The 15,872-nt window shown below is 59.1% G+C and carries 10 protein-coding genes; 8 read left to right on the top strand and 2 right to left on the bottom strand.

Annotation, left to right across the window (positions count from 1 at the left end):
• Window positions 1-151 precede the first annotated feature (151 nt).
• The 5 genes from B208_RS0120545 to B208_RS0120525 all read left to right on the top strand — a co-directional run bounded on the left by B208_RS0120545 (window position 152) and on the right by B208_RS0120525 (window position 6,511).
• The gene (locus tag B208_RS0120545) at window positions 152-1,399 is read left to right on the top strand and encodes a M20 family metallo-hydrolase (protein WP_007980785.1); all 1,248 of its coding nucleotides are present in this window, start codon (window positions 152-154) and stop codon (window positions 1,397-1,399) included.
• A 331-nt stretch (window positions 1,400-1,730) separates the two neighbouring features.
• A complete protein-coding gene (locus B208_RS0120540; RefSeq protein ID WP_007980787.1) occupies window positions 1,731-2,549 on the top strand; it encodes an IclR family transcriptional regulator in 819 nt (272 codons plus the stop codon).
• 744 nt (window positions 2,550-3,293) lie between these two features.
• Window positions 3,294-4,265: a M48 family metallopeptidase gene (locus B208_RS0120535; protein ID WP_073096698.1), complete on the top strand. Its 972-nt coding sequence runs from the start codon at window positions 3,294-3,296 to the stop codon at window positions 4,263-4,265.
• Between the two features lie 192 nt (window positions 4,266-4,457).
• Window positions 4,458-5,798 carry a M28 family peptidase gene (locus B208_RS0120530; RefSeq protein ID WP_007980789.1) on the top strand — a complete coding sequence of 447 codons (1,341 nt, stop codon included), beginning with the start codon at window positions 4,458-4,460 and terminating at the stop codon, window positions 5,796-5,798.
• A gap of 377 nt (window positions 5,799-6,175) precedes the next feature.
• Window positions 6,176-6,511, top strand: coding sequence for a hypothetical protein (locus B208_RS0120525; RefSeq protein WP_007980790.1), 336 nt, complete (start codon window positions 6,176-6,178; stop codon window positions 6,509-6,511).
• A 490-nt stretch (window positions 6,512-7,001) separates the two neighbouring features.
• Here the strand turns inward: B208_RS0120525 and B208_RS0120520 are convergent, their stop codons facing one another.
• Complete coding sequence (locus B208_RS0120520; RefSeq protein WP_018129107.1) at window positions 7,002-8,216, bottom strand: cytochrome P450; 1,215 nt, start codon at window positions 8,214-8,216, stop codon at window positions 7,002-7,004.
• A gap of 473 nt (window positions 8,217-8,689) precedes the next feature.
• On the opposite strand from B208_RS0120520, the gene B208_RS0120515 reads away from it, so the two are divergent.
• Both B208_RS0120515 and B208_RS0120510 read left to right on the top strand, forming a co-directional pair.
• On the top strand, window positions 8,690-9,301 hold the full coding sequence (locus B208_RS0120515) for a TetR/AcrR family transcriptional regulator (protein WP_007980792.1): 612 nt from the start codon (window positions 8,690-8,692) through the stop codon (window positions 9,299-9,301).
• Window positions 9,302-9,654: 353 nt separating this feature from the next.
• Window positions 9,655-11,073 carry a sugar porter family MFS transporter gene (locus B208_RS0120510; protein WP_049805667.1) on the top strand — a complete coding sequence of 473 codons (1,419 nt, stop codon included), beginning with the start codon at window positions 9,655-9,657 and terminating at the stop codon, window positions 11,071-11,073.
• A gap of 198 nt (window positions 11,074-11,271) precedes the next feature.
• Here B208_RS0120510 and B208_RS0120505 read toward each other — a convergent pair whose 3' ends face one another.
• A complete protein-coding gene (locus B208_RS0120505) occupies window positions 11,272-13,803 on the bottom strand; it encodes a glycoside hydrolase family 3 protein (RefSeq protein WP_268741688.1) in 2,532 nt (843 codons plus the stop codon).
• Window positions 13,804-14,097: 294 nt separating this feature from the next.
• Here B208_RS0120505 and B208_RS0120500 point away from each other — a divergent pair, with 294 nt between their 5' ends.
• A complete protein-coding gene (locus tag B208_RS0120500; protein WP_007980795.1) occupies window positions 14,098-15,426 on the top strand; it encodes a PQQ-dependent sugar dehydrogenase in 1,329 nt (442 codons plus the stop codon).
• Window positions 15,427-15,872: the final 446 nt, after the last annotated feature.

Genomic DNA, 15,872 nt, shown 5'->3' with positions numbered 1-15,872 from the left:
ACTTGGATACACGGTTCGCCGTCGATTGCGGGTTCAGAGCGGCTGTACCGTTAGCGAGCGGGTCATCGGGTCACGATGGAAACCGACCGCTCGCGCTGTTTTTCCACCGATGCACTGCGTTTATTACCCCCCATTTCGATTGAGCGGAGGTATGCAGGTTGACCAGGAACGCCTTCGTCGCGACATCGAACGTAACGGCCAGTTCGGCGCCATCGACGTCGACGAAGGACACGGCAGGACAGTACTCACGGGAAGCGACGCGGACCGACGCGCGCGGGAATACTTCGTTTCGCGGCTCACGGACGCCGGACTCTCGGTGTCCGTCGACGCGGTTGGAAACATCGTCGGCCGGTGGACGCCGGAGGGGGCAAACCCCGACGCCGCACCCGTCGCGGCCGGGAGCCACCTCGATTCCGTTCCCGAGGGCGGCATCTTCGACGGGCCGCTCGGCGTCTACGCGGCGCTCGAAGCCGTCAGGACGCTGCAGGCTTCGGACGCGGACCTCCGGCGGCCGGTCGAGGTCGTCTCGTTCACCGAGGAAGAGGGTGCGCGGTTCTCGTTCGGGTTGCTCGGGTCGTCCGTCGCAACCGGTGTTCGAACGGCCGAGGAGGCGCTGTCGCTCACTGACGACGAGGGGCGCACTCTTGAGAAGCATCTGCAGAACGTCGGCTTCGCGGGCGACGACGAAATCCGCGCGGGCGACTGGTCAGCGTGGGCGGAACTGCACGTAGAACAGGGGACGACGTTAGAATCGGCGGGGACGCAGGTCGGCGTCGTGGACGCCATCACCGGCATCACGAACTGCAGGGTCGAAGTCGATGGTGAGGCGGACCACGCGGGTGCGACGCCGATGTACGAACGGTCCGACGCGTTCACGACCGCGAGCGAGTTCGTGGTCGACTTCCGTCGCGCCGCGGAAGACGTGGTTACCTCGATCAGTCCGACGGCCGTCGGAACGGTGGGACGGTGCGACGTCACGCCGAACGCTCGAAACATCGTACCCGGACACGTCGAACTCCACATGGACATCCGCGACGTCGAGTACGAGTCGATGAACGTGCTCGCGGACCGCGCCCGTCAGTCGCTCTCGCGCCTCGAACGCGATGCGCCGGTTCGAACCGAATTCGACCGGTACCGCGACCAGCAACCCAGTCGGATGGCCGACCGATGTGTCGAAGCGGCGGTAGGCGCAGCCGAGGCGTGCGATATCATCCCGCAGAAGATGCACTCCGCTGCAATGCACGATACTGCAAACGTCTCGTCCGTGACCGACACCGTGCTCCTGTTCGCCCCCTCTCGGAACGGCCTGTCGCACAACCCGCTCGAATGGACCGACTGGGACGATTGCGCCGCAGCGACCGATGTGCTTGCGACGACGCTAGCACGCTTGGCTAGCTAATACTAGCGCGAACGGACGTCGTATCAGACGGTGGGTGCCACATCGTGTGTTTGTAAATAGTTGCAATCAGTATTGAGACGGGACGCATCGACTCGTTTCGCCCGGTAAATATCTAATTCAATCGTTCGCGTTCGAATCCGGTACGACGGCCGGTTCCGTGGCCGCGTTGGGCGGTACCACCACTTTACGACGGGGCGTCTCCAGAGTCGGTAGCCCCGTTCGACGATGAGATAACAAATGGCATAATGTTCGTGAACACGTCACGTATGGCCCCTGTCGACAAATTGCAACATATACAAACAATTATAACGGTCGTTTGCACAGGAGGAGTATGAGCAAGCTACCGAATCAGGGGTCGCCGTCGCGGACGTTGAGTACCGTCGTGACGGCGGTGAGCGTGATACGGGCGCTAGAGGAGTTAGGCAGCGCGACCGTCGATGACCTCGTTGACCACCTCGACGTCTCCAAAACCACGATGTACAACCATCTTGCAACACTTCGACAAACGGGGCTCGTCGTCAAGAACGGCAACGCGTACGAACTCAGTCTCCAGTTCCTGCTCCTCGGAGAATTCGTCCGCAACCAGCACATTCTCTACGAAGCGGGGAAGAAAGAAATCGAGAAGTTGGCCAAACAGACCAACGAGTACGCACATCTCTCGACCGAACAACACGGTCTCCGAATCAGCTTGTTCAAAGTACGGGGCGAGAAGGCAGTCGGAGACAAGTATCAGACGTCGAAGTTACAGAAGCCAGACTATCTGCACTCCTCGGCGACGGGAAAGGCGATACTGTCGCAACTCCCGCCGGAGAGAACCGCGGAGATAATCGACTTTCACGGTCTCCCGGGCAAGACGGGGAACACCATCACCGACCGGGACGAACTCCGTGAGGAACTCGCCGAGACGCGCGAGCGGGGCTACTCCTACAACGACGAGGAGGAAGTCGAGGGACTGCGGGCGGTCGGTGCGCCGATAAAGGACCGCGACGGAAGCGTCCTCGGAGCGTTGAGCGTCTCCGCGCCGACGAGTCGGATGAAAGGAACGCAGTTCCAGGAGACGATTCCGGAGATGGTCACGAGCACCGCCAATGTCATCGAAGTGAACATCAACATGGCGGATAGGAGCTCGGACACACCGAATTTGGGATAGTTCCCGTTAGCGCGTCGGACGAGTCGGCACCGGGACTCGCTCGGCGTCCGGTTCTGTTTCCATTTCGATGTCGACGAACTATCTACTGTTATCTACGGCCACCGAATCGCCTCCTCGAATCCGTCCAGTCGTCGGACGCGAGTCCTCACGAAACCGACATTACAACACTATATTTGTAATACCATGCCGCTTCGTGAGGTGACTCCGCGGGTCGTCCGTTTTACCGGACGTCCCCGTGGCGACTTCCCGATTCGACGTCCAATAAGGTCGATTCAAAAATTGCGCATGTCGTCAACGGACCAGTAATATTGCACAATATTCACAATTTTCATCCATAAGGGTGAGCCAACAACGACCACCTATATTTTAGATATAACAACCATCTTGGGAGATAGATGCGATATTATCGCTACTTTTCCAGTCAAATACTGATTATCTGTGAGAATAAGTTCTAGAACACATCATTCCCCAATTTTACACAGATGGATCGATGTTTTGAGAACGGATTTCAAAGATTTCCGGATAGTGTATGGCATCTATCGGACTAGCCTAGCACAAACAGTTCTCTATCGGGAGAACCTCACCGACAATAATATTGTATTATTTTCACAATACTGGAGTGGTGTTGACCATCACTCCGGAAGCGTTCGATACCCACTAAAGCCACCGCTGGTCGCCCGTCCAGGACGGTACACGTGCGTGTTTTCCGACAACCGTTTTGAGTGTGCAACCCCTATAGAAGCTATGTCAGTCCCATCTCGTCGGCCGCGGGGACTCGCGGTTCTGGTTGGAGCGTGGCTGCTCGTTCTTGCTGGCGTCACCGTCCTCTTGGGCTCTCGGATGGTCGGTGTGCTCCTCTCCAGTACGTCTCTCCCGTCAGTGCTGCTCTTTGCAGGAGGGAGTGCGCTCGTTTTCGGGTACGTGAGCTATCGGATGAGCACCAAGCGTCTCCTCTTGGGTCTCAATACGACTCCGCTTTCGGACGTCCGGGCTCCGAGCATCCACGCGAGCATCGAGCGGCTGACTCGCAGGATGAGTATCGACCGACCGGAGGTCTACATCGCGCGGCTCGGCCAACCCAACGCGTTCGCGCTGGGGAGTCGGACGCTCGTGATCGATTACTCGCTCGTCCGGTTGCTGACGCCCGCGGAACTCGAAGGGGTCCTCGCTCACGAGCTCGCCCATCTCGAAGGCTACGATAGTCTCCTGCAGACGCTGGCCATGAGTCTCCTGCGAATGGTAGCGAGCCTCGCTCTCGTGGTAGTGCTCCCGCTCGTGATGGTTACCTCATTGGCTTGCTGGGGACTTTCGCTAATCATGGGTCGACCGATGCGAGGCCCCGACAGCGTTGGGAGTGGCGTACGACGTGGACTAACGGGGTTAGTGATGGGTTTGCTCGTCGCTCCGACGGTCGTACTCCAAGCCTACTCTCGCCGCCGCGAATACGCAGCGGACCGGCGAGCCGTGTCGGTCCTCGACGAGCCACTGTCGTTCGCTCGTGCGCTCGAAAAGATTCAGCGCGCGAACGAACCGGGAGGGGGACTGCTCTCCTGGTTCTTCCCGATTCGTGACCGTCGCACGGAACAAACGCCGCTGGAACGAGCGTTCGCAAGTCACCCGCCGACCGACGAGCGCGTGCGCCGCGTTCGTGAGGCCGCGAAGGCCGCCGAAACGAGTCAGGAGGCGGGTCAGTGGCACCGCGTCGAAGTCAACTGAACTCACCGTTCTATCGTCCCGTTCTCCTTCCGACCTCCCTCGTCCTCCCCCGTCTACTCCCCCTACCGTTCCCGCCTAATCGGGAGTCCGTCGTCGGTCAGCGTGCGGTCGCGTACAGCAGGGGTCGATTCGGCCACAACGCTATTTTCCGAGATACATACGTTTTTAGACTATCGCCACACGACTGGAGTCATGACTCGCCTCACAGACGCCATCGTCGGAGACGCCTACCGGAGCGATTTCTCGTGGCAGGTTCTCGAAGATCTCGTCGACCTCGAAACGCGGATGGCCGGACAGAAAGAGGAGAAAGCGGGAGCGAAAATACTCGAAGGCTATTTCGAAGCAATAGGATTGCGGGACGTCCACCTCGACGAATTCGACATCGACGGCTGGTGGCGAGGGTCCTCTTCTATCGAGACCGCAGGCGGCCACGACCAGCAATACGTGAAGGATTATCAGGTCATCGCGCTCCCGGGGACGCCCGCCGGAACCGTCGAGGGCGAATTGGTCGACGTGGGGTACGGTCGTCCCGAGGACTTCGAGGCGGTCGACTGCGAGGGCAAAATTCTGATCGCCTCCAGCGATACGCCGGACGATTACGGCCGCTGGATTCACCGGATGGAGAAGTACGTCAGCGCCGCGAACGCCGGTGCGGTCGGCTTCATCTTCCGGAATCACATCGCTGGCTGTCTCCCCCCGACGGGTGAGGTCGGCTACGATAACCGCCCCGGTCCGATTCCGGCGGTGGGCGTCTCGAAGGAACTCGGCGAGCGTCTCGTCCGTCACGCCGAGGACGACGACCTCTCGGTGACGGTCGATGTCGACTGTCGGAACGAGCCTTCGACGTCCGTCAACGTCGTCGGCGATATCGGACCCGACACGGACGAAATGGTTCTGTTGACGGCACACGTGGACACGCACGACATCGCCGAGGGCGCGAACGACAACGGTGCAGGAAGCGTGCTGGCAACCGAAGTCGGTCGTCTGCTCGCGCAAATGGAGGACGAACTCGAAACGCGCGTTCGCGTGCTCGTGTTCGGTTCGGAAGAGATCGGCCTCAAAGGAGCGTACCACGCCATGGAGACGTACGACCTCGACGACGTGAAATGCATCGTCAACATCGACGGTGCTGGCCGAGACCGAACCCTCTCGATAAACGCGAACGAGTTCGACGAGATTCTCGACGCCTTCGAAGACGTGACGGACGAACGCTCGATTCCGCTCGTCTCCAGTAACACCGTCTCTCCGCACGGAGACCAGTGGGCGTTCGTACAGGAGGGCGTCCCGGGCGCGATGGTCTCCTCGACGAACCCCGACAAGAGCGGTCGCGGGTGGGGTCACACGCACGCCGATACGCTCGATAAAATAGATATCCGGGACCTCCGCGAGCACGCCGTTACCATCACGAACGCCGTCTGCGCACTCACCGAGACCGACCGCGACGTGCCGAGTCGCTCCCGCGAAGACACACGCGACCTGATCGACCCCGGTTACGAGCAGGAACTCAAACTCGGCGGTCGCTGGTCGTATTGAACACCGGTTTGTGATTCGGGAGCCTTCGCAGAGATAGGTGCAATAGGTACCTCAGGTGGCTGTTCTCGTGTTCGCTTCACTATCGGTTATTCGTCGGACTCGGAGAGCAGTACGTACTAGTGCACTTCGTCACCGATTCGTTTGGAGTTCCAACAATGGTCGCCCATCTGACTGTCTTATTTTCGAACAGTTGCACAAAGCATTTACCGAAGGGCACGAAGGACGAAGTGTGGCGCGGTTGCCTCTGACACCCTGAATGGGTTCCCACACGGGTCTGGCGCCATCACTCCCGACCCTCCCCCCTGCCCCGCCACACCCTCCTCCCTGCTCGCACGCGTGCCATGGTGTGCCACTGAGCAGGGAAATCCGCTTCAGACATGGATCGAACGACGCTAGCGCCGGTTTTCGTTACGTACTCCGTCATCGCTGGTGGAGTGACTGTTATCCCACTCGCCTACCTCTATGGTCGTGCCATCGTTCTTCTCCTGATCGCGTCTCTGTTCGTCGTGTCGCTCCTCCACGCTCGCACCGGAACCGGGCCGACGATGACGATGGAGGGAGGCGGTGGAGAAAGCGACTACACCGAATTAGACGCCTCTCAATCGATAGTCGGCACGTCGTATTCCCTCCCGGGCAGCGGGCGGACAGCGCTGACGTTCTACTTGGTGGGACTTATCCTGTGGTGTCTCGGTACAGCCCCGTTCGTTATCTAACGTCGAAGCCGGTATCTTCACTCTATCCTCGACTGGACGATTGCCAATACCGGAATAGACCGGCCGTTCCCGCCGCGTCAAGCGGAACATCGTGTCGGGTAGAACGCTTTCGGGGTGGGCATCGAACGGTCCCGCAGGCTTTTCCGACAGCACGGAGTGTGTCTACTACCACCATGGGACTCGTGAGCAAGCTCAAACGGCTCGTCACCACGAGGAGTGATGCACGGTTCGAATGCCAGATGTGTGGTGAACCCTTCGACACCGCCGCAGGAATTTGCCCCGAATGCGGTGGACAAGTCACGGAACGGGAGTGACCGGGACGAGCGACTCGATAACTGATGACGCGTGGAACTGCCGTCTGCGGATAGTTGACGGCCGTTATCTCACCGTGCGCCGAACCACCGGCGGGATAAGCGATGTGTGTCGGTTTGGAGTTTCGAAACGGGGAGACGGACTGGCAAATCCCGGTTACCCCGACGAATCGGGGCGGTCAGTTCCCCGTTTCAAGACGGCAAGGGAAGGATTTGACGCCGTAAAGGAACGTCTGGGGGGACAAATCGGAGAGGTCGGGGTTGATCACTTCAAACCGATCCAAAAGTTTCTCGAGAGCGATGTCCGCTTCCAATCGAGCTAGTTGCGCACCCAAACAGAAGTGAATGCCACCGCCGAACGCGATGTGTGGATTCGGAGACCGTTCGGGTCGGAATTCCTCCGGCGAATCGAACCGAGCGGGGTCCCGGTTCGCCGATCCGATCCTCGCTAAAACCAACTCACCCGCATCGATTCGTCGCCCGCCCAGTTCGACCGGTTTCGTCGTCACGCGTCGGACGGTCTGGGCCGGTGACCGGTACCGAAGGACCTCTTCTATCACTTTCGTCCGACTGACTGCTCCCGTCCGAACCGCGTCAAACAAGTCGTTCTCTTCGAAGCACCAGAGGGCGTTCGTAATGAGATTGACCGTCGTAACGTTGCCAGCGATGAGCAGTGTCAGGCAAAAGCTGATCTTCTCCTCGTGGGTCAGTTCATCGTTCATCGCGGCGAGCGTGATCAGATCGTCACCGCTTCCAGTAGCACGTTCGGAGATCAGATTCGAGAAGTACTCCCTCATTTCACGTTGCACGCGTGCACGGCGTCGCTTGTTGGATTCGATGGCTTTCTCGTCGCCCGTCAAAGATAGCTCGGTAGCCGCTTTCGACCACGTGAGGAACTGATCGTAATCGTCGCGCGGGAGACCGAGCAGGTCCGCAATAATCGTCACGGGATACGGGTGTGAGAATTTGTCGATGATGTCGACGTTCGCCCCCGAGTCGATATCGTCCAACAAGTCATCGGCGATTTGCTCGAATCGCGCTCGGTGTTCCGCTATCGACCCGGGTTGAAATCGACTGTTAACGAAATTCCGGAGACGCCCATGGGCTGGCGGGTCGGCTCGAATCATGGATGGCGCTCTATCCGTATCGAAGTCTCGATCGACCAGACGAATGTCCGTACTAGCGACATCGGAGGCGTACGTTTCATGGTCGCTCACGATCTGCTTGACGTCCTCATATTTGAACACGTCCCATCGTCCACGCTGGTCGTCGTATCTCACGGGGTGTTCCCGCCGCATCTCGGCATACCAGTCGAACGGGTTGAGTTGTGCTTGTTCGCTGGCCAGTGCTTCTGGGGGCGTACGAAAGGCGACACCTTGGTTCGATGAGGCCATAATTGAACGACCGTTTAGTAAATCATAGGTCTTTTGTCTACCTGTCGTAAGCGAATACCCGGAAAGTAGCGTCTAATAACCCACACAATAGTCCGTTCGAGTCGCACACCGCTCGTTAGCGACCTTTAATCACGTGAATTTCACACAAATATCCATATCAAATAGATATAATTGAGTCTAATCATTTTCGAATGTTGTAATATGATAGCCACATACGCCCAATATCAGCAAAGTCAGCCTGTTCTAACGAACGTTAACAGGAGAGAGCGCCGTTCCAGCCGTAGACGGGGCCGACCAGTGGAGTTCCATCGGGGTCGGACAAAGGAATTATACTTACTGAACGGATAGTAACCGATGTGACAGAACCGGTGCCTCGGAGAGAACGACCGAGTGTCACCTTACTCCATACGTAACTTGGTTCCGAGGTGTAGACGCCCTCAACGCTCTGGATTTAATACCATCGACACAATACAATGACGTCTTCTGATTCATCCGGCGAAAAATGGACCTCCGCCGAAGAGGAGATCATGCGGGCAACGTATCGAGCGTTGCTTTCGCACGGCTACGCCAACCTCTCGATGTCCCGCATCGCCGAAGAACTCGACAAATCGAAAGCTGCACCGTACTACTATTACGATTCGAAAGATGAACTCTTAGTCTCGTTTCTCGACTATTCCGTCGATCAGTTCGAGGAGACCATCGATACTCGTGAGAGCGACGACCCGAAGGAAACGCTCGATCGCGTCATCGAGAAACTCCTCCCCCTTCAACCGGACGAAACGGAACAGCAACTTCAGACAGTGCTGGTCGAACTGCGCGCCCAAGCGGTAACCAACGGAGCGTTTCGTGAACAGTTCACCCGACTCGACGAGAAAATCGTAACCGCGATTCACGAGATAATCCAGCAGGGTATCGACGACGGCGTGTTCCGTGATGTCGATTCGACGCGTGTCGCCGAGCACATTCTCGCCACCATTACCGGTACAAGGTATTGCCATGCGACGACGAACCGTGAGACCGCGATCGCTGTGACCCGTGTCTCACTATCATCGTACATCGATTCCGAACTGAGAAAGCGTCCGTAAACGGCGGGAAGTACCGCCTCAAAGCGAACTTCGAAAGCAGATTCCGATCCAGTTGCGTCCGTCCCCGTATCAATCCGGAAACGATGCGGGTTCGCACGGTCGGTTGACATCCGTGCGCTCGGTTCCGATATCCTCGATAAAAGATTAGAATACCCACCACTTTGCGTCAGAGTATTCACAATCACGAGACGGTCGGCGGAGGACACCGGCCGTGCTTCCGGGCACCGCGAGAGAAGTAAACATATGAACGGTAGTATAATGATTAAAACCCCATATGTTTATAATGTTCTTTTAATGGAGAAATTTCGAAACTTTTCTAACTGGAAGCAGGGCAATACTGTAGACACTCTCCCATGGCTACAGTTGACAAAGAAGAGATACAACCGAATGGAAGCAATCGGTTTATCTATCTCACTGCTGCGTTAGCCGCACTCAACGGATTGTTGTTCGGATTCGACACGGGGATAATTTCCGGTGCGTTCCTGTACATCAATGATACCTTCGCCATGTCTCCACTCGTCGAAGGTATCGTCATGTCCGGGGCGATGGCTGGCGCCGCACTCGGTGCTGCTACTGGTGGAAAGCTGGCCGATAAGATAGGTCGTCGTCGACTCATCTTTCTCGGGGCCATCGTGTTCTTCATCGGGTCGCTAACGATGGCAATCGCGCCGAATGTACCCGTGTTGGTCGCGGGTCGTCTCATCGATGGTGTCGGGATCGGATTCGCGTCCATCGTCGGGCCGCTCTACATCTCCGAAATAGCACCGCCAAAGATACGAGGAGCACTGACCTCGCTGAATCAACTCATGGTGACGCTCGGAATCCTCATCTCGTACTTCGTTAACTACGCTTTCGCCGATACCGGCGATTGGCGGATGATGCTCGGTACCGGAATGATTCCGGCCGTCGTCCTCGCTATCGGCATGGTGAAAATGCCCGAAAGCCCCCGCTGGCTCTACGAAAACGGTCGGACGGACGATGCCCGGACGGTTCTTAAACGGACTCGAAAAACCGGCGTCGATGCCGAACTCGCCGAAATCGAGAAAACGGTCGAAAAGCAATCCGGCAGTGGTTTTACCGACCTGCTCGAACCCTGGCTGCGCCCAGCACTGATCGTCGGACTCGGACTCGCCGTCTTCCAGCAGATTACCGGAATCAACGCCGTCATGTACTATGCGCCGACGATTCTCGAATCGACCGGATTCGGAAGCGCGACGTCGATTCTTGCGACCACCGGAATCGGCGTCATCAACGTCGTCATGACGATTGTCGCCATAGCGCTTATCGACCGCGTGGGTCGGCGGAAGCTGTTGTTGGTCGGAACCGGTGGGATGATTGTCACGCTTAGTATTCTCGGTGTCGTCTTCTACGTCCCCGGCTTCAGCGGGATTCTCGGGTGGGTCGCGACCGGCAGTTTGATGCTGTTCGTGGCGTTCTTCGCCATCGGGCTCGGACCGGTCTTTTGGCTGCTCATCTCCGAAATCTATCCGCTCTCCGTTCGTGGGAGTGCGATGGGGACGGTTACCGTCGCCAATTGGGGTGCGAATTTACTCGTGTCGCTGGCGTTCCCGATGCTGACGGCAAATATCGGGGAATCGTCCACGTTCTGGCTGTTCGGTATTTGTAGCCTCGTGGCGTTTGTGTTCGCCCACAGACTCGTTCCGGAGACGAAAGGAAGGTCGCTTGAGGAGATCGAAGCCGATCTTCGTGAGAACATCACCGACCCGGTTGCCGGAACCGGAGAGGGAGCATCTGCGGCCTCTCGCGAGTAGAAGGGCGGCTCTCTCCGTCAGTACAGAAGGTCTCGCGTGTGACGCTCCCATCACAGCGACACTATTCCGAACCGCCGATCCGATTTTGGAGCGCCGCATCCACGAGAGTCCCTCATTATAGCGATAAATCGCCATTCGCTCGTCGCCGACCACCCGCGAGCGAACGGATTGTGGTGCCGTCCGTGAGAACGAAGAGCGTTACTCCCCCTTCGAAAGTCGGTAGATTTCGAGAACGTCCGAGACGGTGACTTCGCCGTCACCGTCGGCGTCGAATCGACCGGGGAGGTGACGCACGCGACCCACGCCGCAGGTAGTCCGAACGGTAAGCGTGCTCGTCAAATCGCTGTTCGTCCCGACGGTCAGCTCGTACTCCCCGGCCTCGACGGCTTTCGGACCCAATGCTGGGACATCGCCCGGGACGACTTCCAAGGCTTCCATATCGACTTCGACCTCGACGGTTTTTCTCTCGCCGGAATCGAGGTGAACGCGCTCGTAGCCGACGACTCGGCGGTCGCGGGTGATGACCGAACCGTAGAATTCGGTGTTGAACACCTCCACGACGTGATCACCCGCCACGTCGCCCGTGTTCGTAACGTCGACGGTAACGGTCACTGTTCGGCCCGCGCGGGGATTACCGACGTTCGACGGCGAAACGGAGAGGTCGGAGTACTCGAAGTCCGTATAGCTCAACCCGTGCCCGTAGGGATACAGCGGTTCGTGCCGACTCGACGGCCACGCATTGTGGTAGTTCGGAACGTGGCCGACCTGCTTCGGCCACGTGAACCCGAGCCTCCCGGAGGGGTTGTTTTCTCCGAGGAGCGTCTCGACGACGGCTTTGCCGCCGCCACTGCCGGGTTCACCGGCGAACAGCAGTGCGTCGAGATGCTGGAAGGTCTCGTCGTTGCCGCGCGGACTGCCCGCGTACTCCACGCCGACGATGGTCGTGTCGTCGCTGGTGTTCTCGACGACGGTCTGGAGAATTTCCCGCTGCGTCTCCGGGAGTCGAAGTGTGTCACGGTCGCCGAATCCTTCGTTGTGTGGACCTTCGCCGAGGACGACGACGGCGACGTCAGCGTCAGGAGCGGCACTTTCGACGGCACTGCGCTGCTCGTCGGTGAAGCCGTACTCACCGTTTTCGTTGGTCGAGTCCTCGGGAATCGACCACCATTGCGAGCGGTCGAAGTTCGTCGGGACGTGCGTGAGTTGGCCCCTGCCGAGTGCGTTCTCCAGTTCCGCTACCATCGTCGTACCGGTCGGACGAGGGCCGCCGTCCGTGAGCGAGCCGCCTTCGATTCCCTGCCAACCGAGGGTCCAGCCGCCGTACTGCATCAGGATACGGTTCTCGATACCCGTCTCGGGGTCGATTCCCGGTCCCGTGACGAGGACGTTTTCGGTGCCCGAAAGCGGCAGCGCCGAGGGACCACCCTCCGTCACCGGGTCGTTTTTCAGCAGAACCATCGACTCGCGGGCGAGGTCGGTCGCCACCTCCATCGACTCGTCGTTGCCGACGAGGGAGGCGAGATTCGACGAATCGGCGTACGGGTTCTCGAACAGCCCGAGACTCCGCTTGAGCTGAAGAATTCGCCTGACGGACTGGTCGATGCGCTTCTCGGAGAGGTTGCCGTTGGAGACGAGGGTCTGAACGTGAGCGATGAACTCGGGTGGGGTGAGACCGCCGCCGCCGAGCATTACCATGTCCAACCCCGCCTCGATAGCGGCCTCGACCGCACTCCGTCGGCCGTCCTCGGTGTCCGGGAAGTACTGATGGCGGTCGATCATGCGGAAGAGGTCGTTCCAGTCGGAGATGACGACGCCATCGAAGTCGTACTCCTCCCTGAGGACGTCGGTCAACAGCCACCGCGAGGCGTGCGCCGGGATGCCGTTCACGGAACCGCTGTTGACCATGACCATTCCGGGGCCTTCCGCGATGGCGACCTCGAATGGCGGGAGCAGCGTTTCCCGAAGGTCGCGCATCGAGACGTTGGCTGCCGCCCGGTCGTTGCCGTTGTGGGGGACTTCGTACCCCGCGAAGTGTTTGACCGTAGACGTCACGCGGTCGTTGCTTTCGAGGGCCCGAGTCCGGGCCGCCGAGATGTCCGAAAGCACCTTCGGGTCTTCGCTGATTCCCTCGAAAAACCGCCCCCAGCGCGGGTCGTGTTGGAGTTCGATAGTCGGAGCGAACGTCTCGTGACAACTGGTGGCTTCGAGCACCGCCGCCGTGTGTCGCTCGGCCCGTTCGATGGTTTCGGGGTCACGAGTCGCACCCATGTTGAGCCGGTTCGGGAACACGGTCGCACCGTCGAGGTAACAGGCGCCGTGGACGGCATCGACGCCGTAGAAGAACGGAATCCCGTGCGGGGAGTTGTCGATCATGTACTCCTGAAGCGCGTTGACCTTTTCGACGAGTTCCTGTGGGTCCGTCGTCGGCGGGAGCGACCCGCCGGAGAGCAACGACCCGGCGGCGACCTCCGAGATGAGGTCTCCGATTTCCGAGACGTCCTGGAAGGTCGAATCCGCCTCCGGGTCGAGACTGTTGACCACGGGCTGGATCATCTGCCCGGCCTTCTCGGCGATGGACATATCGTTCAGCATCGCGCCGACCGTGTGTTCATCCGCCGCCACGCCCTGTGCGGTCAGACCGACCGTAGTCGCGGCAGTTGCAGCACCGGTCGCTTTCATAAACGTCCGACGAGAGTGACATTCACTACTATTATTGTTAGTTTCTCGCATCCGTGTCCACCATGTGGATGAATATTAATTAATATTACCCAAATTATAATAATTAATCTATATTCTGAGCATATTATGAATTCTGATAGTACTCTTCGATACCGGTACAGTCTCCGTTCGTAATCAGCGAATCGTACCCATCGAGGAAATCGCAATTGGACCCGCGATTGGAGCGATAGCAATGTTCCCGAAGGAAGTGAAACGATTCAGGTCCGATAGGAAGACGGCCTGTCTACAACTGAAAGCGATGAACTACCCGGATTTCTTTTTGCATCGGAGCTCGAATCAGTGACCATGAAGCGGCGACGGTTTCTCAAAGCGGTGCTCGCCGGTTCGACGACCGGACTGGCCGGCTGTGGACGACCGCCCGGGCGCGACGGTCGATCGAACACAACTGACGCATCCGAGACAGCGACGACGGGGGGAACCCTTCCGAATGCGGTCGGTCTTCAGACGCTGGCCAGCGGCATGCAAACGCCGCTGGACGTCGCCTTCGCACCCGACGCCGACCGTCGCTACGTCGCCGAGCAGACCGGTCTCATCCATCTTCACGGGGCGAACGGTCTCCGAGAGAAACCGTTCCTGGACCTACGGGATACCGTCGAAGCAGGGGGAGAGAAGGGACTGCTGGGAATCGCGCTCCACCCGAACTTCGCCGAGAACCGCCGCTTGTTCGTTCGATACAGCGCTCCGCGACGGTCCGGAGCGCCAGCCAACTTCAGCCACACGTTTGTCCTCTCGGAGTTTGTGGCGACCGAAGACGGCGGCCGGGCGAAGCGCGACTCGGAACGCGTCGTCTTGGAAATATCGGAGCCACAGAGCAACCACAACGCCGGGGACATCACGTTCGGAGCGGACGGGTACCTCTACGTGGCGGTGGGCGACGGCGGTGGTGGAGGCGACCAAGGAACGGGGCACGTCTCCGACTGGTACGGCGCCGTCGGTGGCGGCAACGGACAGGACGTGACAGAGAACCTCCTCGGGAGCATCCTTCGTATCGACGTCGATACTCGGGCGAACGGGAAGGGCTACGGTATCCCCGACGATAACCCGCTGGTCGGTACCGACGGTCTCGACGAACACTACGCGTGGGGATTCCGGAACCCGTGGCGGTTTTCCTTCGACCGCGGCGAGTTCTTCGTCAGCGACGTCGGACAGAGCAGCTACGAAGAAGTGAATCTGGTTCAACGGGGAGGCAACTACGGGTGGAACGTAAAGGAAGGAACCCACTGCTACGAGGCGGATAACTGCCCCGACGGGACGCCCGGCAGCGTCCGAGGCGGCGAACCGCTCGTCTCGCCCATCATCGAATATCCCCACTCGGGCGGTTCCGTCAGCGGAATCTCGGTTATCGGCGGCTACGTCTACCGCGGGTCGGCGCTTCGGGCGATGGAAGGAGCGTACATCTTCGGCGATCTGCAGGCTGGCGGGCGACTGTTCGCCGCGACGCGACCCGACGGGGGCGGTCAGTGGCCGACGCGGGTCGTCACGGTGGCCGGGGACGGCGGACGGAAGATAGAGCAACTATTCTCGTTCGGCCGTGACGCCGCGGGGGAACTGTACGTCCTCGGCAGCGGGGCCGATGGCGACGGCGGGCTCCATCGTATCGTCCCCGCCGGATGAGGAGTTTGCGGTGGGAGCAGCGATCGACGGATGGCGAAGTCACGGTAGCGCGATTAGTTCGTGAGTGAGAGATCGAGGAAGCCGACCCGAACGTGATCGTCATGCAGAAGCGGCCGCTCTTCGGAAGCTAAGGCTCCGGATGAGAACGTGGGACTGCTACTGGGGAGAAGTCCGAACCGCGGAACTCCCACAACCAGCCAAGCGCGGCAGCGTCGCATAGCTGACTTCGGGGAAACACTGTGACTGGTTGTGAGAGTGCATCTGAATCATTAGACGGGAGGTTAAAACTCGTTACGGTAGCACAAAAACTAATTGTAGTAACCCACATGCGAAAGATGGTAACACGTGTCAACTGTCTTGTGAGAGAGTGATTCGACCCCGGTCCCGTCGTCCGTTTCACTCGCACCCTCGTCCACACTCACTCTCGTGACGCGAGCTGGCTGTTG

The organism is Haladaptatus paucihalophilus DX253 (assembly GCF_000376445.1).
GTDB lineage: Archaea > Halobacteriota > Halobacteria > Halobacteriales > Haladaptataceae > Haladaptatus > Haladaptatus paucihalophilus.
This window is presented reverse-complemented; position numbering and strand designations above follow the sequence as displayed.

What these genes read in the sequence shown, in the direction of transcription:
- B208_RS0120545 (WP_007980785.1), top strand. Translation starts at nt 152, where the DNA reads ATGCAGGTTGACCAGGAACGCCTTCGTCGCGACATCGAACGTAACGGC.
- B208_RS0120540 (WP_007980787.1), top strand. Translation starts at nt 1,731, where the DNA reads ATGAGCAAGCTACCGAATCAGGGGTCGCCGTCGCGGACGTTGAGTACC.
- B208_RS0120535 (WP_073096698.1), top strand. Translation starts at nt 3,294, where the DNA reads ATGTCAGTCCCATCTCGTCGGCCGCGGGGACTCGCGGTTCTGGTTGGA.
- B208_RS0120530 (WP_007980789.1), top strand. Translation starts at nt 4,458, where the DNA reads ATGACTCGCCTCACAGACGCCATCGTCGGAGACGCCTACCGGAGCGAT.
- B208_RS0120525 (WP_007980790.1), top strand. Translation starts at nt 6,176, where the DNA reads ATGGATCGAACGACGCTAGCGCCGGTTTTCGTTACGTACTCCGTCATC.
- B208_RS0120520 (WP_018129107.1), bottom strand. Translation starts at nt 8,216, where the DNA reads ATGGCCTCATCGAACCAAGGTGTCGCCTTTCGTACGCCCCCAGAAGCA.
- B208_RS0120515 (WP_007980792.1), top strand. Translation starts at nt 8,690, where the DNA reads ATGACGTCTTCTGATTCATCCGGCGAAAAATGGACCTCCGCCGAAGAG.
- B208_RS0120510 (WP_049805667.1), top strand. Translation starts at nt 9,655, where the DNA reads ATGGCTACAGTTGACAAAGAAGAGATACAACCGAATGGAAGCAATCGG.
- B208_RS0120505 (WP_268741688.1), bottom strand. Translation starts at nt 13,803, where the DNA reads ATGCGAGAAACTAACAATAATAGTAGTGAATGTCACTCTCGTCGGACG.
- B208_RS0120500 (WP_007980795.1), top strand. Translation starts at nt 14,098, where the DNA reads ATGAAGCGGCGACGGTTTCTCAAAGCGGTGCTCGCCGGTTCGACGACC.